Source organism: Pseudonocardia sp. CA-107938 (assembly GCF_050936315.1).
GTDB lineage: Bacteria > Actinomycetota > Actinomycetes > Mycobacteriales > Pseudonocardiaceae > Pseudonocardia.
The window spans coordinates 4,606,017-4,620,913 of sequence record NZ_JBNJNA010000001.1 but is presented as its reverse complement, the minus strand read 5'-3'; the positions used below and the strand labels follow the sequence as shown (position 1 = coordinate 4,620,913).

General features: G+C 73.1%; 17 protein-coding genes. 6 read left to right on the top strand and 11 right to left on the bottom strand.

The features are described 5' to 3' along the window. Positions 1-41: 41 nt before the first annotated feature. From ACQEVB_RS22950 to ACQEVB_RS22930, 5 genes are all read right to left on the bottom strand, one after another. Complete coding sequence (locus ACQEVB_RS22950; protein WP_432974697.1) at positions 42-791, bottom strand: SDR family oxidoreductase; 750 nt, start codon at positions 789-791, stop codon at positions 42-44. A gap of 210 nt (positions 792-1,001) precedes the next feature. Then, positions 1,002-1,550 carry a response regulator transcription factor gene (locus tag ACQEVB_RS22945; RefSeq protein ID WP_432974696.1) on the bottom strand — a complete coding sequence of 183 codons (549 nt, stop codon included), beginning with the start codon at positions 1,548-1,550 and terminating at the stop codon, positions 1,002-1,004. An 11-nt stretch (positions 1,551-1,561) separates the two neighbouring features. Further along, positions 1,562-2,518 carry a hypothetical protein gene (locus tag ACQEVB_RS22940; protein WP_432974695.1) on the bottom strand — a complete coding sequence of 319 codons (957 nt, stop codon included), beginning with the start codon at positions 2,516-2,518 and terminating at the stop codon, positions 1,562-1,564. 115 nt (positions 2,519-2,633) lie between these two features. After that, positions 2,634-3,719, bottom strand: coding sequence for a DUF4142 domain-containing protein (locus tag ACQEVB_RS22935; RefSeq protein WP_432974694.1), 1,086 nt, complete (start codon positions 3,717-3,719; stop codon positions 2,634-2,636). Between the two features lie 97 nt (positions 3,720-3,816). After that, on the bottom strand, positions 3,817-5,181 hold the full coding sequence (locus ACQEVB_RS22930) for a ferredoxin reductase family protein (RefSeq protein ID WP_432974692.1): 1,365 nt from the start codon (positions 5,179-5,181) through the stop codon (positions 3,817-3,819). A gap of 458 nt (positions 5,182-5,639) precedes the next feature. Here ACQEVB_RS22930 and ACQEVB_RS22925 point away from each other — a divergent pair, with 458 nt between their 5' ends. Next, on the top strand, positions 5,640-6,209 hold the full coding sequence (locus tag ACQEVB_RS22925) for a hypothetical protein (protein ID WP_432974690.1): 570 nt from the start codon (positions 5,640-5,642) through the stop codon (positions 6,207-6,209). A gap of 13 nt (positions 6,210-6,222) precedes the next feature. Here ACQEVB_RS22925 and ACQEVB_RS22920 read toward each other — a convergent pair whose 3' ends face one another. Next, positions 6,223-7,332: a PfkB family carbohydrate kinase gene (locus tag ACQEVB_RS22920; protein ID WP_432980508.1), complete on the bottom strand. Its 1,110-nt coding sequence runs from the start codon at positions 7,330-7,332 to the stop codon at positions 6,223-6,225. Between the two features lie 97 nt (positions 7,333-7,429). On the opposite strand from ACQEVB_RS22920, the gene ACQEVB_RS22915 reads away from it, so the two are divergent. Both ACQEVB_RS22915 and ACQEVB_RS22910 read left to right on the top strand, forming a co-directional pair. Beyond that, positions 7,430-8,242, top strand: coding sequence for a DeoR/GlpR family DNA-binding transcription regulator (locus tag ACQEVB_RS22915; RefSeq protein WP_432974688.1), 813 nt, complete (start codon positions 7,430-7,432; stop codon positions 8,240-8,242). Next, complete coding sequence (locus ACQEVB_RS22910) at positions 8,239-9,555, top strand: 6-phospho-beta-glucosidase (protein WP_432974686.1); 1,317 nt, start codon at positions 8,239-8,241, stop codon at positions 9,553-9,555. Before ACQEVB_RS22915 ends, ACQEVB_RS22910 begins: the two co-directional genes overlap by 4 nt. Before the next feature lie 121 nt (positions 9,556-9,676). Here ACQEVB_RS22910 and ACQEVB_RS22905 read toward each other — a convergent pair whose 3' ends face one another. The 4 genes from ACQEVB_RS22905 to ACQEVB_RS22890 form a co-directional block, all read right to left on the bottom strand. Beyond that, positions 9,677-10,276 carry a TetR/AcrR family transcriptional regulator gene (locus ACQEVB_RS22905; protein ID WP_432974684.1) on the bottom strand — a complete coding sequence of 200 codons (600 nt, stop codon included), beginning with the start codon at positions 10,274-10,276 and terminating at the stop codon, positions 9,677-9,679. Between the two features lie 14 nt (positions 10,277-10,290). Further along, positions 10,291-10,485, bottom strand: a complete 195-nt coding sequence (locus tag ACQEVB_RS22900) for a ferredoxin (RefSeq protein WP_432974682.1) — start codon at positions 10,483-10,485, stop codon at positions 10,291-10,293. Continuing rightward, on the bottom strand, positions 10,482-11,684 hold the full coding sequence (locus ACQEVB_RS22895; RefSeq protein ID WP_432974680.1) for a cytochrome P450: 1,203 nt from the start codon (positions 11,682-11,684) through the stop codon (positions 10,482-10,484). Before ACQEVB_RS22895 ends, ACQEVB_RS22900 begins: the two co-directional genes overlap by 4 nt. Positions 11,685-11,791: 107 nt before the next feature. Further along, positions 11,792-12,874, bottom strand: coding sequence for a DNA polymerase domain-containing protein (locus tag ACQEVB_RS22890; RefSeq protein WP_432974678.1), 1,083 nt, complete (start codon positions 12,872-12,874; stop codon positions 11,792-11,794). A 36-nt stretch (positions 12,875-12,910) separates the two neighbouring features. Between ACQEVB_RS22890 and ACQEVB_RS22885 the strand changes: the two genes are divergently transcribed. After that, the gene (locus tag ACQEVB_RS22885) at positions 12,911-13,216 is read left to right on the top strand and encodes a hypothetical protein (RefSeq protein WP_432974676.1); all 306 of its coding nucleotides are present in this window, start codon (positions 12,911-12,913) and stop codon (positions 13,214-13,216) included. 43 nt (positions 13,217-13,259) lie between these two features. Further along, a complete protein-coding gene (gene msrB, locus ACQEVB_RS22880; protein WP_432974674.1) occupies positions 13,260-13,682 on the top strand; it encodes a peptide-methionine (R)-S-oxide reductase MsrB in 423 nt (140 codons plus the stop codon). 6 nt (positions 13,683-13,688) lie between these two features. On the opposite strand, the gene ACQEVB_RS22875 is transcribed toward msrB, so the two are convergent. Beyond that, positions 13,689-14,033 carry a nuclear transport factor 2 family protein gene (locus ACQEVB_RS22875; RefSeq protein ID WP_432974672.1) on the bottom strand — a complete coding sequence of 115 codons (345 nt, stop codon included), beginning with the start codon at positions 14,031-14,033 and terminating at the stop codon, positions 13,689-13,691. Between the two features lie 86 nt (positions 14,034-14,119). Between ACQEVB_RS22875 and ACQEVB_RS22870 the strand changes: the two genes are divergently transcribed. Continuing rightward, positions 14,120-14,896: a helix-turn-helix domain-containing protein gene (locus tag ACQEVB_RS22870; protein WP_432974670.1), complete on the top strand. Its 777-nt coding sequence runs from the start codon at positions 14,120-14,122 to the stop codon at positions 14,894-14,896. The last annotated feature ends 1 nt before the right edge of the window (position 14,897 follow it).

Below are 14,897 nucleotides of genomic sequence, written 5' to 3'. Positions count from 1 at the left end.
GTCCACGGACAGGGTAGTCACCCGCAGTCGCCGAACAACCGCTATCCGCGTCCGACAAGGGGCATGGTCGTGGCCATCACCGTCATGAACTGGACGTTCGCCTCCAGCGGGAGCCCTGCCATGTAGAGCACCGCGTCCGCGACGTGGGACACGTCGAACGTGGGTTCCGGGCGGATCGAGCCGTCGGCCTGGCGGGCGCCCTGCGCGATCCCCGCCGTCATCTCCGTGGCCGCGTTGCCGATGTCGATCTGCCCGCACGCGATGCGGAACGGGCGCCCGTCCAGCGACAGCGATTTGGTCAGGCCGGTGACCGCGTGCTTGGTGGCGGTGTACGCGGCGCTGCCCGGCCGCGGGGCCTGTGCGGAGATCGAGCCGTTGTTGATGATCCGGCCGCCCTGCGGCTGCTGCGTGCGCATGGTGGCGAACGCCTCGCGCGCGCACAGGAACGGCCCGGTCAGGTTGGTCGCCACGGCCGCCTGCCACTCCTCGACCGGCACCTCGTCTACCAGGCCGGCCGGGCCGAACGTGCCGGCGTTGTTCACCAGCAGATCGACCCGGCCGAAGCGCACGAGCACCGCCCGGAACAGCGCCGCGACCGACTCGGGATCGGTGACGTCGGTCGGCACGACCAGCGCCGGACCGTGCTCGCCGGCGTGCTCTCCCGCGGTCTCGCGCAGCGCCGCGGCCCGGCGGCCGGCCAGCGCGACCCGGTAGCCCGCACCCAGCAGCGCCCGCGACACCGCCCGACCGATCCCCGAACCCGCGCCCGTCACCACCGCGACACCCGCCATGGAGATCAGTCTCTCCGACTAAAGAGGGCCCGGCAGCAGAGGGTCCGGGCTTTCGGCGCCCAGGCGGCCCCTCGCGGCGTTGCCGCCCTTGCGAAGACGCCCGGTCTGCGCTGCGGGCGGCGCCTGGCGAGGAACCACCTGGACACCGAAAGCCGCACGAACCCTCAACTGCCGGACCCTCTAATCAGGGTCTCCACCCGATGGGGGCCGTCACGCGATCACCCCCTCGCGCAGCGCCAGCACCAGCAGGCTCGACCGGTCCGGCACGCCGAGCGTGCGGGCCAGCCGGCGGATGCTCGTCGCGACCGTCCGCTCCGGGATGCCCAGCCGCGTCGCGATCACCACGTCGCTGCACCCGTCCGCCGCCAGCTGCAGGTACTCCTGCTCCCGCGGCGTCAACATGCGGGTGATGCCGTGCCGGCCACGCAGCCGCCGGCGCCGACCCCGCAACCGGATCACGACGCCGTCGGCGTCGTCGAGCGGCTCGCGCGGCGCTGGGACCGCAGGCACCTCGGCGACCTGCGTGAACTCCCGGCGAGCCGCGTCGGCCACCGACCGCAGCGCACACGGCCACGGCGTGTGCCGCGTCCCCGTGCCGCCGTGGGTGCACGCCGTGCAGTTGTGGTCGACGTCGGGGACGTGGTCGTTCAGCATCTGGAACCACACCTCGACCATGGGGGCCAGCGCCGCAGCGGCCGCGGCCTCCGGGCGGACCGGCGGAAGCGTCGCCCCGTCCGCGGAGATCGACTCGAACGCCATCGGTCCCGTCCTCACTTCACCGTGATGCGGACGGAGTCGACGGCCGGGGTCTGGTTGGCGCGCTGCATCATCGGGATGCGGTGCGAGCCGTCACCCGCCCACGACGTGCACTGCGCCGTGCCCTTCTTCGACAGACCCGTCACCTCGACGTCGACGGTGTCGGTGCCCGCACCGCCCTTGTTGTCCTGCGTGGCGAGGAAGAAGTCGGGATCCGGCGAGGAGTCCGGCGCCTCGTCCAGCGACGGCAGCATCCGGCAGGCCGTGTGGAAGTGCCCGCGCTGGATGCCGTTCTTGTCCAGGAACGAGCTCTCCAGGTAGTAGCCGCCTGCGGCGGCGCCGAGGAACCGGTCGCGCACCAGGTTGCGGGTCGACACCTTCAACGTGAACGCCTCGCCGACCTTCACCTCGCGCGGCGCCTCCGTGATCAGCAGCGCCGGGCTCTTGTCCGCCCCGGCCACCTCGCCGAACGCGGTGTCGACGCACGCCGGAGCCACCTGGAAACCGGTGTGCTCGGGCAGGTCGCTGTTGTCGCAGTTGCGGCCCAGCACGTCCAGGCCGTTGTTGGGCTTGCCGCCCTTGTCGCCGTCCTTGTCCTTGTCGTCCTTGTCCTTGCCGTCGTCCTTGCCGTTCTCCTTGCCCTCGTCGTTGCCGTCCTTCTTGTCGGCGTCGTCCTTGTTGCCGTCGTTCTTGTCGCCGTCGTCGTCGCCGTCCTGCTCGTCGGCCGACGGCGAGCCGTGCCCGGCGTGGCCGCCCTTCTGGACGACTCCGGCTGTGTCGACGCGGCCGGTCCCCGGCGTGGCCGCGTTGGCGGTGCCGCAGGCCGCGGTCACCACGGCAGCCGTGAACGCCACCACGGCCAGGACGATCCGGTTCCTCCCGACGCGCTGCCGAGCCACTGCCCGGGCCAGGTCGGCCCGGTCGGCACCGGGATCGTCGGGACGCGCAGGGTGGTCAGGTTTGTCCAGCATGTGTCGGATCCGATCGGGGTCGGGGAGCGGGCCAGCGGTCGGTGGACCGCCGGCGGGTCCGGCGCCATCGCGGGGAGCGCTGCCCGGAGGCAGTTGCGCCGGAGGGTCGACGCCGCTAGGAGCGGCGTACGGCGGAATGTCGGGGGCCGGTGTCCTCGACGGTGGCCCTGCGGTGCGCACGCCGGGAACCGCCCGGCGTGCCGGGGTGCACGACCGGCGGGAACCGGTGCGCGCCGGTGATCGTGGCCGTGGAGTCGCGGCCACCCAGGACGGCTTCCAGCGTCTCGGCCAGCGCGGGAGCCCGCTCGGCCGGAGGAACGTCGACGGCGACACCGGCGTCGGGTTCGACGACCGTCGGGTAGCCGCCTGCGACGCGGTGCGCGCCGCTGATCTCGTTGATCCGCGGACCGGGGATCGCGGCGATGGCCGCGGACGGACCGCTGCCGGGCACCGGTCCCACCGGCGGGGCGACCACCCGGGCCGGCTTCGCGGCGGCCCGCTTGCGCAGGCCGATCACCAGGCCGATCGCCCCGAGCAGCGCCGCGGCGAAGATCAGGATCGGGACGACGAGGTCGCCGAACGTGCGGTCGCCGGAGAACAGGCCGGGCGACGGGGGGTCGGGCAGCTCGCCGAAGTCGACCAGGCTGGTGGCCTCGAGGTGCTGGATGTGGCGCGTCACGAACTCGGTGGAGGTCTCGGCGAACTTGCGCACGAGGTCGTTGCGGGTGCTGACGCGGACCTCGCTGATGATCGGCAGCACGATGCCGTGCGCCTCGCGGAGCCGCTGGACGAAGATCCGGTCGTAGTCCGAACCGGTGGCCGCCGAGATCTCCCGCATCCAGGCCTGCTGCTGTGCGTTGGCCTGGGTCGGCAGCAGCACGCCCAGCTGGTCGGCGACCTTGCGCACCTCCGCGTCGAGCTCGGCGTGCTGGCTGGCGAGGAAGGCGCCCAGCTCGCGCACCTGCGGCGAGCTGGCCTGCTGGGAGGCCTGCTGGCCGGTGGGGGCCTCCCACAGCCCGGCCAGCCGGACCTTCACGAGCAGGTCGCGGTCCGCGGGGCCGAGCGGGCCCCACTGCGTCTGGGTCCAGCCGCCGGTGCCCGGCGTGCCGGAGGACCACGACTGGAACACGGACAGCGAGACCGCGAGCACGACGGCGACGAGCACTGAGACGCGCAGGAACCAGGGGATCCGGCGGAGCATCGGGGTACCTCTCTTGCGGGGAGCGGGCAGCGGGGGAGCGTCCCGGTAGAGCAGGGCAGAGCGGGGAGCAGAACGGGTCAGAACGGGTCAGAACGGGTCAGACGAAGTCGAAGAGTTCGGTGTGCACGCGCGACGGGGCGACGTCGAGCGCGTCGAGCACGTCCATGGCGTCGGTGACGAGCCCTGGCGGCCCGCAGACGAAGTAGTCGAGGTCGTCGGGGCGGGCGACGGTGCGCAGCACCATCGCGAGGAGCCCGACGCCGAGGTCGCCGGTGTGCCCGTCCCACCCGTCGCGGGGCCGGCGCAGCACCTCGGTGACCTCCAGGTCGAGGGTGGCCCGCAGGAACCCGAGCTCCTCGCGGAACAGCAGGTCCTCCGGCGATCCGGCGACCACGATGAGCCGGTACGGGCGGCGGTCGGCCCGGTCGGCCGCCGTGCGCAGCATGCTCATCATCGGGGTGATGCCGACACCGCCGGCGATCATGACGAAGCCGCCGCACGCGCCGATGTCGGTGGTGAAGGCGCCGTGCGGACCGTCCACCCAGACGGGGCTGCCGGGCGGGAGGGAACGCAGGGTGCGGGTGAAGTCGCCGGTGTGGCGGACCGTGAACTCGGTGCAGCCCAGGTGCGCGCTGGACGCGATCGTGAAGGGGTGCTCCTCGGCGGTGATGCTGCGCTGCAGCCGCAGCCACGCGAACTGGCCGGGCGCGAAGACCCAGCTGCCGGTGCCGGTGGCGAGGTCGCGGGGCTGTAGGACGAGCGTCGAGACGGTCGGGCTCTCGAACCGCACCTCGCGCACCAGGAACTCGGTGGTGGGGTCGAGCAGGGCCCGCCACACCCAGCGGTAGGTGGCGACGCCGGCGACGGCGGCGATGAGCAGCACGATCACAGAGAACATGGCTGCGGTGCGGATGGCGTGGTCGAGCCACCACACGTGCAGCATCGCGGCGACGATGGTGAGCGCGGCCAGCGCGACGTGGGTGAAGCGCCACACGTCGTAGGGCAGGCGCAGCCGCTTCCGCATCCCGGCGGCGCCGATGAGCAGCAGCATCGCCACCGTCGCGACGACCGCGGCGACGGCGCGCTCGGGGGCGGACGACACGTCCAGGAGGGCGATGTTCGACGGGTCCAGCGCCACCACGCTGGCCAGGTGGAGCAGGGTCAGCACCGCGGTCGAGATGCCGAGGAAGCGGTGCACCTCGATGACGCTCTCGATGCCGAAGGCGCGGTTGAGCCCGCGGATGCGGCTGGGCACGATCGCCGCGCACACCAGTGCGGTGAGCGCGAAGAAGCCCGTCACCACGGACAGGCGGTCCCACAGGGGGGCCGGCGGGGCCACCGCCAGCCACAGCAGCGCCGGCCCGGCGATGACGACGCCGAGCGCCGTCATCCAGGCGGTGCGGACCATGCGGTCCCGCCGTGCCTGGGCGTCGACGGGTGCGCCGACAGTCAGCGTGCTCATGCCGCCAGACGTTAGGAGGCGGGTTCCGCGGGGGGTTGCGAACCTGAGAACCCCGTAAGCCCGGAGAAGCCCGAGCCGCGACGAGCGGTCGGATATTGCTCCGTCCGCAGCAACGGTTGAGCCGATCGCGCCGAGAAGGCCCTCAGGCAGGCCGCCACCGGACACGGTCGACCGCGCACCACGCCCACTCGGCGATCCACCCACAGTGACCGACCGCCCGTCGAGCGGTGAGCGGGCGGCAACCGGGGCGACGGTGGTTGTGGACGGGTGAGCGGCACGGTTCTCAGCCTGAGAGCGGAGCGCGGCGTTCGGCTCAGCGGTGTGGCCCGTCCGGCGGAAGCCGGGTCCGTCCGTCGCGCACCGGCAGCCGCGCACCGGCGATGCGGCTCAGGCTGGCAACCCCCTCGATCGCCCCGTCCCTACCCTTCGACGACCGTCGCTCACGAGGAGAGGAAACCATGACCCGCAACCGGCACGCGGCGCCCAGCGCACGGCGGATCCGCAGGGACCGGGCGCGGGGCGGGCCGGCCTCCGGAATCGTGGGCGGCATCGCCGGGTGCGCGGGTGTGGCGCTCAGCCTCCTGCTGGTGACGGCGGCCTGCGGCTCGACCGTGCAGAGCGTGCCGGCGCGGGAGGCCCCACCCGTCGGCGGGGCGGCCCAGGCCGCGGCGGCCACCCCCGGCCTCGCCACCGCGACCACACCGCTCGGCACCGTCGTGACTGTCGACGGGTACACCGTCTACCGGTTCGACAAGGACTCGGCCGACCCGTCGCGGTCGACGTGCACGGGCGACTGCGCGAAGGCATGGCCCCCTGTGCTCGGCGACGGCATCCCGAAGCTGACCGGCCTGCCCGCCGACCAGATCGGCACCGTCGGCCGCCCGGACGGCACGCAGCAGCTCACGCTGGCCGGCTGGCCGCTCTACCGCTCCGCGAAGGACACGAAGCCCGGCTCGACGGCCGGCGAGGGTGTCGGCGGCACGTGGCGGGCGATCGGCGTCGACGGCAAGCCCGCGGCGAAGACCTGACCTGACGCCCCGCTCAGGCGGGGCGGGTGAGGTCGGACTGGCGGGCGATCGTCGCGGCGGCCCGCCGCACCCCGCACACGTGGGTGGTGGGCACGAGGTCGTCGAGGAACCCGTAGCGGTTGCGCAGGCACTGCGCCGCCGGGTCGCCGGCCGCGGCGCGGGAGCGCACGCCGAACCACCAGTCGCGGACGTCGCCCCAGCCGGGCGCGGCCAGCGAGCCGCCGAACTCGTGCACCGCCAGTGCCGCGGACAGTCCGGCGAACAGCAACCGGTCGACGAGCGGCCAGCCGGCGAGCGTGCCCACGACGAACGCGGCACCGAACACGTCACCCGCGCCGGTCGGGTCGAGCGCGTCGACCTGCAGGGCGGGGACCGCGACCTCCTCCCCCGTCGTCGCGTCCAGGGCGATCGCGCCGTCCGCCCCGCAGGTCACGACCGCGAGCGGGACGTGCTCGGCGAGCTTGCGCAGCGCCGCCTGCGGGGTGTCGGTGCGGGTGTAGGCACGCGCCTCGACGTCGTTGGGCAGGAACGCGTCGCAGCCGGCGAGCGAGGCGAGCAGCGCCGGGTCCCAGGCGCCGGTGGGGTCCCAGCCGGCGTCGGCGAAGACCATGGCGCCGCGGGCGCGGGACTGCGCCACCCACTCCGGCAGGAGCACGTCGGCCGCGCCCTCGCCGATGCTGGTCAGCACGGCACGCGACGGGGGCGGGTCACCGATCAGCTCGGCCGTGCCGATCGGCAGGACGTGGCCGTGGGTGACCATCGAGCGGTCGCGGTCGACGGCCAGCGACACCGTGACCGGCGAGTGCCAGCCGGTGAACCGCCGCGACCGGCTGAGGTCGACGCGTTCCTGGTCGGCGAGCGTGCGCCAGCAGAAGTCGGCGTAGACGTCGTCGCCGAAGCCCGCGGCGAGGCTCGTCCGCAGACCCAGCCGCGACGCTGCGACGGCGAGGTTGGCGATCCCGCCCGGACAGGACGCCATGCCGTCGGCCCACACCTCGGTGCCGGCCGCCGGCGGGTGCGGCAACCCGGTGAAGACGATGTCGAGGAACACCGTGCCCGACATCAGCACGTCGATCGCCGGGTCGTCCGGGGTGCGCAGGGCGGCGAGCGGGTCCCACAGCATCGGGTCGTGCGGCAGGGCGAACGGATCGGTCGCGTCCGGTTGCGCGGCGCCGTTCACGATGTCGCTCACCTCGCCACAGTGCCCTCGTGGTGCGCGGATGGCAACCGTTGTGCGCAAGAACGCGCAGGAGTGCGCACGGATGCGCTACCGTGCTCGGGTGCTCCCAGCCAGCCGGCACGGCGAGATCCTGCGGATCGTGCGCACGTCGGGCATCGTCTCGGTCGAGTCGCTGGCCTCGGGACTGGGCGTCAGCCCGTCCACGATCCGGCGCGACCTGCAGGCCCTCGACGCCAGCGGCGCCCTGCGCCGCGTGCACGGGGGCGCCGGCTGCCTCGACGGGCTGGACATGGACGCCGACAGCCCCTTCGCCGAGGTCGCCACCGTCGCCCCGGCCGACAAGGAGCGGGTCGCCCGCTGCGCCGCCGCCCTCGTCCAGGACGGCGACGTCGTGCTGATCGACATCGGCACCACCACCGCCCGGCTGGCCGCGCACCTGCGCCACCGCCGGGTCACGGTGATCACGTCCAGCCTCGCCGTGGTGGACGCCCTGCGCGACGCCGACAGCGTCGAGCTGCTCGTGCTGGGCGGGATCCTGCGCCGCAACTACCTGTCGTTCGTCGGCGGGCTCACCGAGCAAGCGCTGCGGGAGGTGCGCGCGCACCGGCTCTTCCTCGGCACCAGCGGGGTGCGTGCCGACGGCACGGTCATGGACTCGACGCTGGTGGAGGTGCCCGTGAAGCAGGCGATGATCACGGCGGCCGAGCAGACGGTGCTGCTCGCCGACCGCGGCAAGTTCCCCGGCACCGGCCTCTCCCCCGTCTGCGGGCCGGACGCGGTGGACCTGCTCGTCACCAACGACGGCGCCGACCCCGCCACCCTCGCCCGGTTCGGCGCGGTGCGGCTCGCATGAAGCTGACGATCCTGGGCGGCGGCGGTTTCCGCGTCCCGCTCGTGCACGGCGCGCTCACCAGCGACTGCGGGGTCACGGAGGTCGTCCTGCACGACGTCGACGCCGCCCGGCTCGCTGCCATCGCCGCCGTGCTGGCCGGCCGTCCCGGACCGCCGGTGCGCACCGCCACCGATCTCGACGACGCGCTCACCGGAGCGCGGTTCGTCTTCTCGGCGGTGCGGATCGACGGGCTCGCCGGGCGCACGGTCGACGAGCGCGTGGCGCTGGAGCTGGGCGTGCTCGGCCAGGAGACCATCGGGCCCGGCGGCATCGCCTACGGCCTGCGCACCGTCCCGGTGGCGCTGGACGTCGCCCGGCGCGTGGCCGCGGTGGCCCCGGACGCCTGGGTCATCAACTTCACCAACCCGGCCGGCATGATCACCGAGGCGATGCAGCAGGTGCTCGGCGAGCGCGTCGTCGGGATCTGCGACTCCCCCATTGGCCTGGCCGCCCGCGCCGCCCGCGCGCTCGGCGTCGACGGTCCCGTCGTGCCGGACTACGTCGGCCTCAACCACCTCGGCTGGCTGCGCGGCCTCTCCGTCGACGGCGTCGACCGCCTGCCAGAGCTGCTCGCCGACGACGCCCGCCTCGCCACCATCGAGGAGGCCCGGCTGCTCGGCGCCGGGTGGGTGCGCGCGCTCGGCGCGCTGCCCAACGAGTACCTGTACTACTTCTACCGCACCCGTGAGGCCGTGGCGGCCATCCGCGACGCGCCCCAGACCCGCGGCGAGTACCTCTGCGACCAGCAGGAACGGTTCTACGCAGCAGCCGCCGCCGAGCCCGCGACGGCGTGGGCGCTGTGGCAGCAGGTGCGCGACGAGCGCGACGCCAGCTACATGGCCGAGAGCCGCGACGCCGCCGGCGCCGGCGAGCGCGACGCGGTCGACGTCGCCACGGGGGGCTACCAGCAGGTGGCGGTGGCGCTGATGCGCGCGCTGTCCGGCGGCCCACCCGCCACCATGATCCTCGACGTGCGCAACGGCACCGCCGTGCCGGGGCTCCCGTCCGAGGCGGTGGTGGAGGTGCCGTGCCTGGTCGGCCCGCAGGGGATCACCGCGCTCGCCACCAAGCCGCTGCCACTGGGCATGCTCGGCCTGCTGCAGCAGGTCAAGGCCGTCGAGCAGGACACCATCGCGGCAGCCGTCACCCGATCCGCCGAGCTCGCGCTGAGGGCGTTCGCCGGCCACCCCCTCGTCGACTCGGTGGGCGTGGCGGAGCAGCTGCTCGCCGGCTACCGCGCGCGGCTGCCCGGCGTGGCCGCGGTGCTCGGCTGACGACACGCCGCACGTCACACACCGCTGGGCCCGTTCACACATGTCAGAACGTGTGTGAGGGGGCCCGGCGGTGTGTGACGTGCGGTTGGCGGGCCGCCGGCGCCCGTCCACCCGACGGGCTTCAGCCCGAGTGCTGGGCGCACCCCGGCGGCAGCTCCGGATGGCCGGGGCGCAGGCCGTCGCACAGCAGCGCCAGGTAGCGGCGGGTCTCGGCCAGGTCGTGGCCGGTCACCCGGACCACCGAGAACGCCATCAGGACGACCGCGGCGAGGTCGCGGGGGGTGAGCTCGGGGCGCACCACGCCGGCGTCCTTGGCCCTGGCCAGCAGCCCCTCCACGATCTCGGCGTACGCCGTCAACGCGTCCGACCCGACGGCGCCCGACTCCTTCACCAGGCGCAGCAGCTCCCGGTGCTGCGCGACCTCCTCGACGGTCGCGTGCAGCGTGTCGACGAGGTCCTGCCACGGGTCGACGCCCTCGGCGACGACCGTCGGCGCGATGCGGGTCTCGAGGATGTGCTCGAAGACCGTCCGCAGGAGCTGGTCGCGGCTGCCGAAGCGGCGGTACAGCGTGGCGATCCCGACGCCGGCGCGGCGCGCGATCTCCTCCAGCGAGACCGCGCCGCCGATCTCCTCGATCGCCATCGCCGCGGCCGCCACGATGCGCGTGTGGTTGCGGGCGGCGTCGACCCGCAGCCCGCGCCCGTCACCGTCGACCGTCACCGATCAACGCTAACTCACTCCTGCAGCAAGGACAGCGCCCCGGACGGGCACAGCTCCAGCGCATTGCGCACCCGCTGCTGCTCGGACTCCGGCACGTCCTCGGCGAGGACGACGACGACCCCGTCGTCGTCCTGGTCGAACACGGCCTCGTCGGTCATGACGCACATGCCCGCGCCGATGCACCGGTCCCGGTCGGCCCCGATCCTCACCAGGTCACCTCCAACGACTGCAGCCCGTAGATGAAGTGGTACGCGCGGAACGGTACGTCCGCCGGGTCGCCGGCGAGCGCCAGGCCGGGGAACCGGCGCAGCAGCGCGGGGAACGCGATGCGCATCTCCATCCGGGCGAGTGGCGCGCCGAGGCAGTGGTGCACGCCGTGGCCGAACGCGAGGTGCCCGGGGGCGCCGCGGCGCACGTCGAACCGGTCCGGGTCCTCGACGATCGACGGGTCGCGGTTGGCGGCGGGCAGCGACACCACGACGATGCTGTTGGCCGGGATCGGCACGCCGGCGACCTCGGTGTCGGCCACGCAGAAGCGCGGGATGCCGGTGTGCACGATCGAGAGCCACCGCATCAGCTCCTCGACGGCCGGCCCGACGGCGTCGGGGTCGTCGCGGACGAGGGCGAGCTGGTCGGGGTGCTGCAGGAGCGCGAGGGTGCCGAGCCCGAGCATGTTCGACGTGGTCTCGTGGCCGGCGAGGAGCAGCAGGTTGGCGATGCCGACGAGCTCGTCCTGGGTCAGCTCGTCGCCGTGCTCGCGCACGAGCATGCCGAGCATGTCCTCGCCAGGGTTCTTCCGGGCGGCCGTGACCAGCGTGTCCATGTAGGCGCGGCTCTCGACCTGCAGCGCGGTCCGTTCCGGGATCGGCACGGAGAAGTCGAGCTGGCGGTTGCTGCGGGACTGGAACGCGGCCCGGTCGGCGTAGGGCACCCCGAGCAGCTCGCAGATCACGAGCGACGGGATCGGCAGCGCGAACTCGGCCACCAGGTCGGCAGGTGGACCCGTCCGATCGAGGCTGTCGAGGTGCTCGTCGACGATCTCGACGATCCGGGGCTCGAGCCGCTTCATCCGCCGCAGCGTGAACTCCGGCGTGAGCATGCGGCGCAGGCGGTGGTGCTCGGGCGGGTCGATACCGAGCAGGTTGCCGGCCTGCGACCGGCGGATCTCCTCGTCCGACATGTTGTCGGTGAAGGGCGAGAACTGGGGCGGACGTCGGTTGGAGAACCGCGCCGCGTCGGCCAGCACCTCCTTGACGTCCTCGTTGCGGGTGATCACGTAGACGTCCATCCCGAGAGCGCCCTTGACCCGCCGCACCCCCTCCGCCTCACGGATCTCCTGCAGCCCCGGGTCGGGGTCGAAGCTGTTGCGCCGCATGTAGACCGGCATCTCGGGCGGTGCCTGGGTCATGGTGTCCCCCGACTGTCGTGGGTGATGGGTCACAACCGAAGCTACCACCGAAACGATAGTCGCCTATCGTTTCTCTCAGCTTGGGCGAACGGGACGAAACGTGCGCCTCAGGTGCCCTCGACGCGGTTGCCGTGCTCGTCCCAGTGCTCGGCGACCTTCTTCGACGGCTGCACGCGCGGCGGCTCGCCGGGCATCTTGGGGTAGTCGGGCGGGAAGTTGAGCTCGCCGCCGGGCAGCGTCTCCCAGAGGTGCAGGAGGGGTTCGAGCGGGTAGCGGGTCTCGTCCATGTCGGCCCACGGGTCGCCGTCGGCGAGCAGCTCGGGGGCGCTGAACAGGGTGAACTCGCGCGGGTCGCTGATCTCGGCCAGGTGCTTCCAGCTCAGCGGCGTGCTGACGGGGGCGCCCGGCTTCGCCCGCAGGCTCCACGCGCTGGCGATGGTGCGGTCGCGGTTGTTCTGGTTGAAGTCGAGGAAGACGCGCTCGCCGCGCTCCTCCTTCCACCAGTTGGTGGTGACCCCGCCGTCGCGCCGCTCCAGCTCCCGCCCGAACCCGATCGCGGCGTGCCGCACGTCCTCGAACGTGTGGGTGGGCTCGATCCGCACGTAGATGTGGATGCCCCGGTTGCCGCTGGTCTTGGGGTAGCCGCGCAGGCCGAGCTCGGTGAGCAGCTCGCCGGCCACGGCGGCGACCCGCTGCACGTCGGCGAACGTGACACCGGGCTGCGGGTCCAGGTCGATGCGCAGCTCGTCGGGGTGGTCGACGTCCGGGCGGCGCACCGGCCACGGGTGCAGCGTGAGGGTGCCCATCTGCGCGGCCCACACCAGCGACGCGGGCTCGCTGGGGCACAGCTCCTCGGCGGTGCGGCCGCTCGGGAACGTGATGCGGACGGTCTCGACCCAGTCGGGGGCCCCCTTGGGCAGCCGCTTCTGGTAGAAGCCGTCGCCGTCGTCGCCGTACCCGGTGGACAGGCGCATGCCGTCGCGGTAGCCGTCGGGCCAGCGCTCCATCGCAGTCGGCCGGTCGCGGATCGTGCGCATCAGCGCGTCGCCGACGGCCGCGAAGTACTCGCAGACCTGCAGCTTCGTGACCTCCGGCGTGCGCTCGGTCGCCGCGTAGATCACGCGGTCGGGGCTCGAAACGCGCACCTCACGATCGCCCACCGCCAGCACCGCAGCCGGAGTCTTCGCCACGGGGGCACGGTACCGCGGGCCCGTACACTCCCCCGCATGATCGAGCGCCGCGACCCACGAAGCGGAGCCCGGTCACGCCGATTCGACGACGAGCTGATCGGCCTCGATCCCGACGATCCGGAGGCGCAGGAGTTCGCGGCCCACCTCGACCGGATGTCGGAGGAGCGCCCCGCCTACACGGTCGAGGGCTACCTGCACGGCGTCAGCACGTTCGCCGACTCCGCCAACCGGGCAGAGGGCGGGCGCCGCTGGGCGGCGTGGCTCGTGTGCGTGCTGCTGCTCGCCGTCGCGGCGTGGGTCGTGTGGGAGGCGCTGACCTTCGTGATCCTTACCTGGCTGTGACGGATCCGGGCGACCGCTCCACCGGATACGTAGGCTGGGACGCATGGAAACCGAACCTGCCCCCAAGGTCGTGAAGACCGACGAGGAGTGGCGGGCCGAGCTCACCCCCGCCGAGTACCAGGTGCTGCGCAGGGCCGGCACCGAGCGCCCGTTCACCGGCGAGTACACCGACACGAAGACCGAGGGCGTCTACACGTGCCGCGCGTGCGGCGCGGAGCTGTTCCGCAGCGAGACGAAGTTCGACTCGCACTGCGGCTGGCCGTCGTTCTTCACCCCGCTGGCCGGTGACGCGGTGATCGAGCGCTCCGACGTCTCGCTGGGGATGAAGCGCACCGAGGTGCTGTGCGCGACCTGCCACAGCCACCTCGGCCACGTCTTCGAGGGCGAGGGCTACGGCACCCCCACCGACCTGCGCTACTGCATCAACTCGATCTCGCTCCGGCTGGAGCCGACCGAGAAGAGCTGACGCACGTCAGGGCCGCTTGCCGTACCCGAGCGCCTCGACGATCTTCCCGTCCCGGACGCGCATGAGGTTCACGCCCCGGAAGGGCGCATCGGCGTGGTGGAGCCGCCAGCGAATGACGGCGCGGTCGCCGGCCACGTCGACGTGCTCGACCTCGAAGCGGATGTCCGGGTCGCGGATGAGGCCCTGCCACCCGGCGAGGCACTCGGCGTAGCCGTCCCACCGGTTCCCGTCGGGGGCGGGACCCACCCCTTCCATCACGCAGTCGTCGGCGATGATGTCGACGAGCATGTCGGGCGCCTCCAGCCGGAACGCCTCGTTGAACCGGTCGATCACGGTCTCTGTGTTCGTCATGCCGGCAGTGTCGGGTCGGCTGCGCGCACGTGGCGATTCCCGCGAAGGTATCGCCACGATGCCCTGCGACCGGTACGACAGGGTTCGTGACCAACCTGTTCCCGGCGCTCCTGCAGCGAGCGCGGAAGGCCAGCCGGCTGAGCCAGCTCGAGCTGGCCGTGCGGGCCGACACCACCCAGCGGTACGTCAGCTTCATCGAGCAGGGGCGGTCGCGCCCGGGCCCCGGAGTCGTCACGCGCCTGGCCGACGCGATGGAGCTGCCGCTCCGGCAGCGCAACGAGCTCCTCCGCGCCGCGGGCTTCGCGCCGGCGTTCCCGGAGTCCCCGCTCGACGACGCGGCGCTGCGTCCTGTGCGGCGCGCGCTCGACACCATCCTCGACGGTCACCTCCCGTACCCGGCCATGATCGCGCGCCCGCACGGCGTGCTCCTCACCGCCAACCGCGCGTTCGACGTCTTCTACGAGGACGTCGACCCCGAGCTGCTCCGCCCGCCCGTCAACACGTTCCGGCTGGCCCTGCATCCGCGGGGGATCGCGCCGCGGGTGGGCAACCTGCCGGAATGGGGTCGGCACATCACCGAGAACCTGCGCACACGGCTGGCGCGGAACCCCGACCCGTCGCTGGAGGTGCTGCTCCTCGAGCTCGAGGACTACCTCCCGCCGCTCACGAACGAGCCGGACGCGCTCGGGTTCGCCGTGCCGCTGGAGCTGGAGTCCCGAGACGGCCATCTCCGGCTCATCACGACGCTGACGTCCTTCGCCACCGCGACCGACGTCACGCTCGCGGAGCTGGAGCTCGAAGCCTTCCTCCCCGCCGACGAGGCGACGGCAGAGATCCTGGGAGAGCGGGAGCGTCGACGGTGAC

Bases quoted from the DNA above. Each gene is read 5' to 3' on its own strand.
- ACQEVB_RS22950 (WP_432974697.1), bottom strand. From the start codon at position 791: ATGGCGGGTGTCGCGGTGGTGACGGGCGCGGGTTCGGGGATCGGTCGG.
- ACQEVB_RS22945 (WP_432974696.1), bottom strand. From the start codon at position 1,550: ATGGCGTTCGAGTCGATCTCCGCGGACGGGGCGACGCTTCCGCCGGTC.
- ACQEVB_RS22940 (WP_432974695.1), bottom strand. From the start codon at position 2,518: ATGCTGGACAAACCTGACCACCCTGCGCGTCCCGACGATCCCGGTGCC.
- ACQEVB_RS22935 (WP_432974694.1), bottom strand. From the start codon at position 3,719: ATGCTCCGCCGGATCCCCTGGTTCCTGCGCGTCTCAGTGCTCGTCGCC.
- ACQEVB_RS22930 (WP_432974692.1), bottom strand. From the start codon at position 5,181: ATGAGCACGCTGACTGTCGGCGCACCCGTCGACGCCCAGGCACGGCGG.
- ACQEVB_RS22925 (WP_432974690.1), top strand. From the start codon at position 5,640: ATGACCCGCAACCGGCACGCGGCGCCCAGCGCACGGCGGATCCGCAGG.
- ACQEVB_RS22920 (WP_432980508.1), bottom strand. From the start codon at position 7,332: ATGCTGTGGGACCCGCTCGCCGCCCTGCGCACCCCGGACGACCCGGCG.
- ACQEVB_RS22915 (WP_432974688.1), top strand. From the start codon at position 7,430: ATGGCAACCGTTGTGCGCAAGAACGCGCAGGAGTGCGCACGGATGCGC.
- ACQEVB_RS22910 (WP_432974686.1), top strand. From the start codon at position 8,239: ATGAAGCTGACGATCCTGGGCGGCGGCGGTTTCCGCGTCCCGCTCGTG.
- ACQEVB_RS22895 (WP_432974680.1), bottom strand. From the start codon at position 11,684: ATGACCCAGGCACCGCCCGAGATGCCGGTCTACATGCGGCGCAACAGC.
- ACQEVB_RS22885 (WP_432974676.1), top strand. From the start codon at position 12,911: ATGATCGAGCGCCGCGACCCACGAAGCGGAGCCCGGTCACGCCGATTC.
- msrB (WP_432974674.1), top strand. From the start codon at position 13,260: ATGGAAACCGAACCTGCCCCCAAGGTCGTGAAGACCGACGAGGAGTGG.
- ACQEVB_RS22875 (WP_432974672.1), bottom strand. From the start codon at position 14,033: ATGACGAACACAGAGACCGTGATCGACCGGTTCAACGAGGCGTTCCGG.